This window comes from Streptomyces sp. 15-116A (assembly GCF_025290915.1).
Taxonomy (GTDB): domain Bacteria; phylum Actinomycetota; class Actinomycetes; order Streptomycetales; family Streptomycetaceae; genus Streptomyces.
In genome coordinates, this window is record NZ_JAOCQE010000286.1 from 1 (window position 1) to 7,657 (window position 7,657).

A 7,657-nucleotide genomic window follows, 5' to 3' on the forward strand; every position below is an offset into this window, starting at 1 on the left:
CGCGGGCTGTCCTGCCGGCGTGGTGTCCCCGACCGGTGCCGATTGCCCGGCCGCTGGGGTCCCCCCGGCGGGAGCCGTCTCCACGGGCGGCGCCGGCTGCCCCGCCGGTGCGGCCTCCCCGGGCGGTGTGGGCTCCCAGAGCGGTGCGGCCTCCCGGAGCGGTGCTGACTGCCCGGCGTGCATGGCCTGCCCGGCGGGCGTGGGGTGACCGTTCGGCGCGGACGCGGCACCGGCCCCTGGAACCCCCGTGGCATGCGCAGCAGGCGTGGCACGCATGCCCTGCGGTGTGTGCAACGGGTGCACTGCTTGCGGGCGTTCGCACTGGTGGTTGCGCCAGGCCGTCCAAGGGCGGCAGCGGCAGTCGGTGTCGGAGGTGCCGGGGCCGTCGCCCCCGACGCCCTCGCCCGGCGCGGGATCGTCGACGGGGTCGGCGGTCAGGGCGGCGGGCTCGGCGATCCGGACACCGGCGGAACGGCGGCCGGTGATCCGCACGGTGCCTCCCCGCGCGGTGTGCGTCTTCTGCCAGTCCTGCAGGGTCTCGTAGGCGGCGTGGTCCATGAACGACCCGTCCAACGCGACGACGCTGTCCGCCCCTTGGGGCACGAGATGCAGGGCCCGGCTGAGCCGCGGCACCGCGAGGAACGTCAACTGGCCTCTGACATAGACGTGATGGACTCCTTCCTTCTCGTCGTGCGTGATACGGGTGCGGGTGAGCCGGTGCAGGGCGACGCCGACGGCCACGGCGATGCCCAGCGCCACCCCCTCCAGGACGCCGAGGGAGACCACGCCGAGGGTGGTGACGGCGTAGACCAGGACTTCCCGGTGGCGGGTCACCGTGCGGATGTGGTGCAGGGACACCATCTGGATGCCGACGGCCATCACCAGGGCGGCGAGCGAGGCGAGCGGGATCAGCTCCAGGAGCGGGACCATCAGCAGCGTGGCGACTACTACGAAAACGCCGTGCAGCATCGTGGAGTTCCGGCTCACGGCCCCTGCGTGCACATTCGCGGTGCTGCGCACGGCGACCCCGGCCACGGGCAGTCCGCCCAGGGAGCCGGAGACGATGTTCGCGGCGCCCTGACCGAGCAGTTCGCGGTCCAGGTCGGAGCGCTTGACGGGGACGGCACCGGGTCGGGCGGCCACCAGCTTGTCCACCGCGACCGCGCCGAGCAGCGACTGCACGCTGCACACCAGCGTGGTGGTGAGGACGGCCGCGACCAGCCCGAGCACCGGCCCCTCGGGCAGTCCGGCCAGGGCGTGGTTGCTCCAGGACGGCAGGTCGACCTTGGGCAGCACCAGGCCGGCCAGGGCGGCGACGGCGGTGGACCCGGCGACGGCGACGAGCGCACCGGGGACCTTCCGCAGCAGACGGCCCGCCCGGCCGGGGATTCTCGGCCAGAGCAGCAGCAGCGCCAGGGTCAGGACGCTCACCGACAGGGCCGCGGGGTGCAGATTCGCCAACTGGGCGGGGAGCGCGAGGAGGTTGTCGGGGACGGAGCTCTGCGGGGTGCCGCCGAGGACGATGTGCAGCTGGGCGACGGCGATGGTGACGCCGATCCCGGCGAGCATGCCGTGCACGATCGCGGGACTGACGGCGAGGGCTCCCCGGGCCACCCGCAGGCAGCCGAGGCCGAGTTGGGCGAGACCGGCGAGCACCGTGATGGCGCACGTGGTACGCCAGCCGTACTGCTGGATGAGGTCGGCCGTGACGACGGTGAGTCCGGCGGCCGGGCCGCTGACCTGCAGCGGGGAGCCGCCGATCCGGCCGGCGACCAGTCCGCCCACGGCGGCGGCGACCAGGCCGGCTTGCAGCGGGGCGCCCGTGGCGAGGGCGATTCCCAGGGACAGGGGGAGGGCGATCAGGAAGACCGCGATCGAGGCGGAGAGGTCGGCGCCCGCGATGCGGAAACGGCGGGGGCCGGCCGGTGGCGGGCTGTGCGGGGGGTGGGTGCGCTCGGTGGGGTTCGAGCCTTGGGCATGGGTGGGGACGCAGGCTGACATGCTTCCCGTCTCCTCGGGTCGTGCGGTCGCGGACGGCGGGATGTACCAACAGGGACTGTCAACAGTCAGTAAACGAATCGTAATTCAGAGTAAAGAGCAAACCTAGACTTTCGGGGTAAATGGGCTAATCAATCCCTCGGGCGGGTGAAGCGGCCATTTCATCGGCTTGTCGTACTAATTCCTTCTCGGTCCCGTGCGAGTTTGGCGGAGATCGCCCTCAGCAGGGTTGGCCCGAGAGAAGGAAGAAGGTGGACGGATGGCCGCCACCCGAAGAATCGCAGCGGGCACCGTGATGGTCGCGGTCGGCGCAGCCTCCCTCGCCGGCTGCGGCACCGACAGCTCGCAGGACAAGCAGAAGGCGAAACCCGCACCGGCGCCGAAGAACGTGGTCCGGCTGATCGGCGACGGCTCCACCGCCTACACCGGTGCGCAGCCGCACCTGCCCCGCCCCGAGAGGCTCAAGCCGGGTGAGAAACCTCCCCAGTTCGTGGTGTTCTCCTGGGACGGCGCAGGCGAGGACAGCCAGAGGCTGTTCTCCCACTTCCGCAAGGTCGCCCGTGAGAACAACGCGACCATGACGTACTTCCTGAGCGGTGTGTACCTCCTCCCCGAGGAGAAGCGCGATCTGTACCGGCCGCCGCAGCACTCCCCGGGCCGCTCCGACATCGGCTTCAACGACCGGCAGGGCATCGCCGACACCGTGAAGCAACTCCGGCTGGCATGGCTGGAGGGCAATGAGATCGGCACGCATTTCAACGGGCATTTCTGCGGCAGCGGCGGTGGGGTCGGCGAATGGTCGGTGGCGGAGTGGAAGGACGAGATCGCCCAGGCCAAGTCGTTCGTGAAGACGTGGAAGACCAACACGGGCATGAAGAACGCCTCGCCGCTCCCCTTCGACTACGACAAGGAGCTGATCGGCGCCCGGACCCCGTGTCTGGAGGGCCAGAAGAACTTCATGAAGGCGGCCCGTGACCTCGGCCTGCGCTACGACACCAGCGGGGTCAACAACCAGGTCTGGCCCGAGAAGAAGCAGGGCCTGTGGGATCTGTCGCTGCAGCTCGTGCCGTTCCCGGGGCACAGCTTCGAGCAGTTGACCATGGACTACAACTTCATGGTCAACCAGTCGGGCACCACCACGCAGGGCGACCCCGCCAAGCACGAGCTGTGGGGCGACCAGATGCGCGACGGTCTGCTGCGGGGCTTCGAGCGGGCGTACAACGGCAACCGGGCACCCCTGATCATCGGCAACCACTTCGAGTCCTGGAACGGCGGCACCTACATGCGGGCCGTCGAAGAGGTCGTCGAGACGGTGTGCAACAAGTCCGAGGTGCGCTGTGTCTCCTTCCGTCAACTCGTGGACTGGCTGGACGCCCAGGACCCGAAGACCCTGAAGAAACTGCGCACCCTGGGCGTCGGTGAGGCCCCGAAGAAGGGCTGGAAGTCCTTCCTCGCCGGCAGCCCGGCCCCGGCACCCAAGGGCGTACCCGGGGCGCCGGCGGCGAAGGGCTGAGCACCCCGGACCGGCGAGGGCGCGGCGCGATCGCCGGTCCGGGGCCTCACGCGCTCGCGGTGACGCTCTCCCCGAGCACGAAACCGGGGTCGACCTGCGCGGCCAGGTCGGCTCCGGTCCGCTCGTTGCCCCACGAGCGGGCGTTCTTCAGATGGAAGTGCACCATCTGCCGGGTGTAGCGCTCCCAGTCGCGCAGTTCGTAGGTCGCGTCGGCCGCCGTGTGCAGCCGGCGCAGGGCCGCGCGGTTGGGCGCCTCCAGGAGGTCGAACCGGGGCGGCCGGCCCTTCTCCATGGCCCGGACCCAGTCCGAATGGCCCACCGTGACCAGCAGGTCGTCCCCGACCTCGGCGCGCAGGAAGTCGAGGTCGTCCTGGCCCTGCACCTTGTTGCCGACGACCTTCAGGGTGACGCCGAAGTCGTGGGCGTACTCCTTGTACTGGCGATAGACGGAGACTCCCTTCCGGGTCGGTTCGGCCACGAGGAACGTGATGTCGAAGCGGGTGAACATGCCGGAGGCGAAGGAGTCCGAGCCCGCCGTCATGTCGACCACGACGTACTCGCCGGGGCCGTCCACCAGGTGGTTCAGGAACAGCTCCACCGCTCCGGTCTTGGAGTGATAGCAGGCGACCCCCAGGTCGGCGTCCGTGAAGGGGCCCGTGACCATCAAACGGACGGCCCCGCCGTCGAGTTCCACCGGCCGCGCGCAGGTGTCGTAGACCGGATTGTCCTCACACACCCGCAACAGCCGGGAGCCCTCACCGGGCGGCGTCGTCTTGATCATCGTCTCGGCGGAGGCGATGCGCGGATTGCTGCCGCGCAGCCAGTCCTTGATCAGCGGCAGGTGCGTGCCCATCGCGGGCAGCTCCGCCGACTCCGACTCGTCGAGGCCCAGCGCGGCGCCCAGGTGCTGGTTGATGTCGGCGTCGACCGCGACGACCGGAGCGCCCTCGGCCGTCAGGTGACGGATGAACAGGGAGGACAGGGTCGTCTTGCCGCTGCCGCCCTTCCCGACGAAAGCAATTTTCATGTTCACCAAGAGTAGTGCCGCGATCGCTGTAGGTGGCAGCGGGACGTGAAGAAGACCACTCCATCGTGGGGTGGCGGCCCGGTGTGCGTAGGGTCGTACTCATGAGTACGACAGGCGCGTCCGCCGACCCGCTCGCGGCCCTGGGCTCGCTGCCCGGCGTGGCCGAATCCGTGGAGTCCGTGCGCAAGGCCGTGGACCGGGTCTACGGGCACCGGGTCATGCGGCGGCGCAGCAACGAGATCACCTCCGAGGCGGCGCTGCGCGGCGCCCGCGGCTCGGCGGCGCTGTCCGGCGCCGACTGGGCGCTGGAGGAGGTGCGCCGGCGCAGTGACTTCAGCGGTGATGACGAGGCACGCACGGTGGGCGCGGCCCTGCGCCTGACCGCCGAGGCCGGTCAGCTGCTGTCCATCTGGCGGCAGTCGCCCCTGAGGGTGCTGGCCCGGCTGCATCTGGTGGCCGCCGCGGACAAGGCCGAGCAGGTCGGGCGCCCGCGCAAGGAGGGCGAGCCGGTCGACGAGCCGTTGATCGCGCTCCCGCTGCCCGGTGCGGCGGAGGCGCACGGCCGGCTGGAGGGGCTGGCCGAGCTGATCATCGCGGGCGGTTCCGCCCCGGCGCTGGTGACGGCCGCGATCGTGCACGGCGAACTGCTCGCGCTGCGCCCCTTCGTCTCCCACAACGGCCTGGTCGCGCGCACAGCGGAACGCATCGTCCTGGTCGGCAGCGGGCTCGACCCCAAGTCGGTCTGCCCGGCCGAGGTCGGGCACGCGGAGCTGGGCCGCGAGGCATATCTGACGGCACTGGAGGGCTATGTCTCCGGGACACCCGAGGGCGTGGCCGCCTGGATCTCCCACTGCGGCCGGGCGGTCGAACTCGGGGCCCGGGAGTCGACGGCGGTGTGCGAGGCGCTGCAGCGCGGAGCCGCGTGACACGCCGGGCGTGATGCGCGGGGCCTCACCGGCCCGCCGGAACAGTGATGCGGCGGTACGAGGGACTCGTACCGCCGCTGGCATGTCCACCGGGGTACCAAGCGTCCTCGATATATGCCCATCAGGTCGGGGACTTAGCCCGTCACCTGGTGCGGCTGGCCCGTAATCGACGGGTCGACGTCGCGTGGGTGCCCGGTGTTCATGCTCGGTCCGTGGGGCCAATTGCGTTGTGAAGGTGATCCTCTCGGATGTCCTTGGTCTCGCGGGCCGTTGAATCCTTTGTACTCCAGGACTGAAGCAAGCGGAAGTCCTGGCTCTGCTTCTTTACTTTTAGGTTCAAAGAGGCGCTAAACGGACGCCGGTCGGCGGCGGCTGGCGTACCAGACCAGGCCGGCGGTGGCCGCCGCGGCTCCGATGGCGACGGCGGCCACCAGGGCCGGCCGGGCCGGTACGGAAAGGCCGGGCAGGCGCTGCTTGAGCCGTACGGGCCGGTGGAAGTCGAGGATCGGCCACTCGCGCGCGAGCGCCTCGCGCCGCAGCGCGCGGTCGGGGTTCACGGCGTGCGGGTGGCCCACCGACTCCAGCATCGGCAGGTCCGTCGCCGAGTCGCTGTACGCGTAGCAGCGGGACAGGTCGTACCCCTCCGAAGCGGCCAGCTCGTGGATCGCCTCGGCCTTCGTCGGGCCGTACGCGTAGTACTCCACCTCGCCGGTGAAGCAGCCGTCGTCGCCCACGACCATGCGGGTGGCGACCACCCGGTCCGCCCCGAGCAGCTCGCCGATCGGCTCGACCACCTCGGCGCCCGAGGTGGACACGATCACCACGTCGCGGCCCGCCGTGTGGTGCTCCTCGATGAGGGTGGCGGCCTCGTCGTAGATGATCGGGTCGATCAGGTCGTGCAGGGTCTCGGCCACGATCTCCTTGACCTGCTGGACGTTCCAGCCGCGGCACAGCGCGGACAGGTACTTGCGCATCCGCTCCATCTGGTCGTGGTCGGCGCCGCCGGCCAGGAAGACGAACTGGGCATATGCGGTACGCAGTACTGCCCTGCGGTTGATCAGGCCGCCTTGGTAGAACGACTTGCTGAAGGTGAGCGTGCTCGACTTCGCAATGACCGTCTTGTCCAGATCAAAGAAGGCCGCTGTGCGGGGCAAGGAGTGGTTTTCCACGCCCCTGAGCATAGGCGCACCTCATTCGGCGTAAGGTAGGGCGCGTGGGTTTGCCTGAGAGGGCTCTCGGGTACACCATGGAAGTCACGGATCGTTCGCGCGACCGTGCTAACCCGGCCCGACTCCTCCCCCCCCCGAGTCGGCCGTGGGGACGACCCCCGCTCTCCCCCCCGGCGGGGGTCGTCGCATGTCCGGGTGGGTTTTCTTACTCCGTTCGTGGTTGAAGCGCTTGCTGTGTGATCGCAGCGTGCGCGGGGTTGGCATGCGCATGGTTTGTTACTGTGGGTAATCTCCAGGCTGCGCTGCGACGCCCGTCAGGAACATGAGCCGCGCTCACCTGTATGAGTGATGGCGATATTCACAACGGTCGACTTGTCCACAGTTTTCGACCAAGATCCACATCGATTTCCCGATCGCTGCACCGTGATTCCAACGCGCCCCGCTCGCGGCGAGTTCACAGCCGCTTGCGTTTGCCGGGTCGCGTTTGGCCGGTTTCTGTCGGCCGTCCATATGACGGCCCCTTGCCGGTTCTTCACACGTTTGGGAATCGCGGGGCCGCAGGGGCTGCGCGAGATGCAGCGAAGGGGGACGAACATGGCCGGAACCGTCACACACGATCCGCCGCCCGCCGCCGGAGGAGGCCGCCAGGGCGGACCGCTGATCGTCACCGAGGACGCACAGCTCCTCGACGACCTGCTGCGCCTGTGCGCGGCCGCCGGCGCCACACCGGAGGTCCATCACGGCGTGCCGGAACCCAGGGGCAGCTGGGAGGCCGCGCCGCTGGTGCTCGTCGGCGACGACGCCGCGCGGCGCGTCCGCGGAGCCGCACGGCGGCGCGGTGTGGTCCTGGTCGGCCGCGACCAGGACGACTCCGGGGTCTGGCGGCGCGCCGTGGAGATCGGCGCCGACCATGTGCTGATGCTGCCCGACGGGGAGCAGTGGCTGGTCGACCGTATCGCCGACGTGGCCGAGGGCGTCGGACGGCCCGCCCTGACCGTCGGCGTCATCGGCGGCCGGGGCGGGG

The 7,657-nt window shown here is 70.2% G+C and carries 5 protein-coding genes and 1 pseudogene; 3 read left to right on the top strand and 3 right to left on the bottom strand.

The features are described 5' to 3' along the window. On the bottom strand, positions 1 to 2,001 hold a 2,001-nt coding region (locus N4P33_RS29785), incomplete at its 3' end, for a SulP family inorganic anion transporter (RefSeq protein WP_260830053.1). Positions 2,002 to 2,257: 256 nt separating this feature from the next. On the opposite strand from N4P33_RS29785, the gene N4P33_RS29790 reads away from it, so the two are divergent. Further along, entirely contained in the window at positions 2,258 to 3,511 is a 1,254-nt protein-coding gene (locus N4P33_RS29790) for a hypothetical protein (RefSeq protein WP_260830054.1), read from the top strand. Between the two features lie 46 nt (positions 3,512 to 3,557). Here N4P33_RS29790 and N4P33_RS29795 read toward each other — a convergent pair whose 3' ends face one another. Then, positions 3,558 to 4,538 (bottom strand): ATP-binding protein, encoded by a 981-nt coding sequence (locus N4P33_RS29795; RefSeq protein ID WP_260830055.1) that lies wholly within the window; start codon positions 4,536 to 4,538, stop codon positions 3,558 to 3,560. A 101-nt stretch (positions 4,539 to 4,639) separates the two neighbouring features. Here N4P33_RS29795 and N4P33_RS29800 point away from each other — a divergent pair, with 101 nt between their 5' ends. After that, positions 4,640 to 5,464, top strand: a complete 825-nt coding sequence (locus N4P33_RS29800) for an oxidoreductase (protein ID WP_260830056.1) — start codon at positions 4,640 to 4,642, stop codon at positions 5,462 to 5,464. A 347-nt stretch (positions 5,465 to 5,811) separates the two neighbouring features. Here the strand turns inward: N4P33_RS29800 and N4P33_RS29805 are convergent, their stop codons facing one another. Continuing rightward, positions 5,812 to 6,645, bottom strand: coding sequence for an HAD family phosphatase (locus N4P33_RS29805; protein ID WP_260830057.1), 834 nt, complete (start codon positions 6,643 to 6,645; stop codon positions 5,812 to 5,814). A 582-nt stretch (positions 6,646 to 7,227) separates the two neighbouring features. On the opposite strand from N4P33_RS29805, the pseudogene N4P33_RS29810 reads away from it, so the two are divergent. Next, positions 7,228 to 7,657, top strand: a pseudogene (locus tag N4P33_RS29810) (septum formation initiator); the annotation flags it as partial.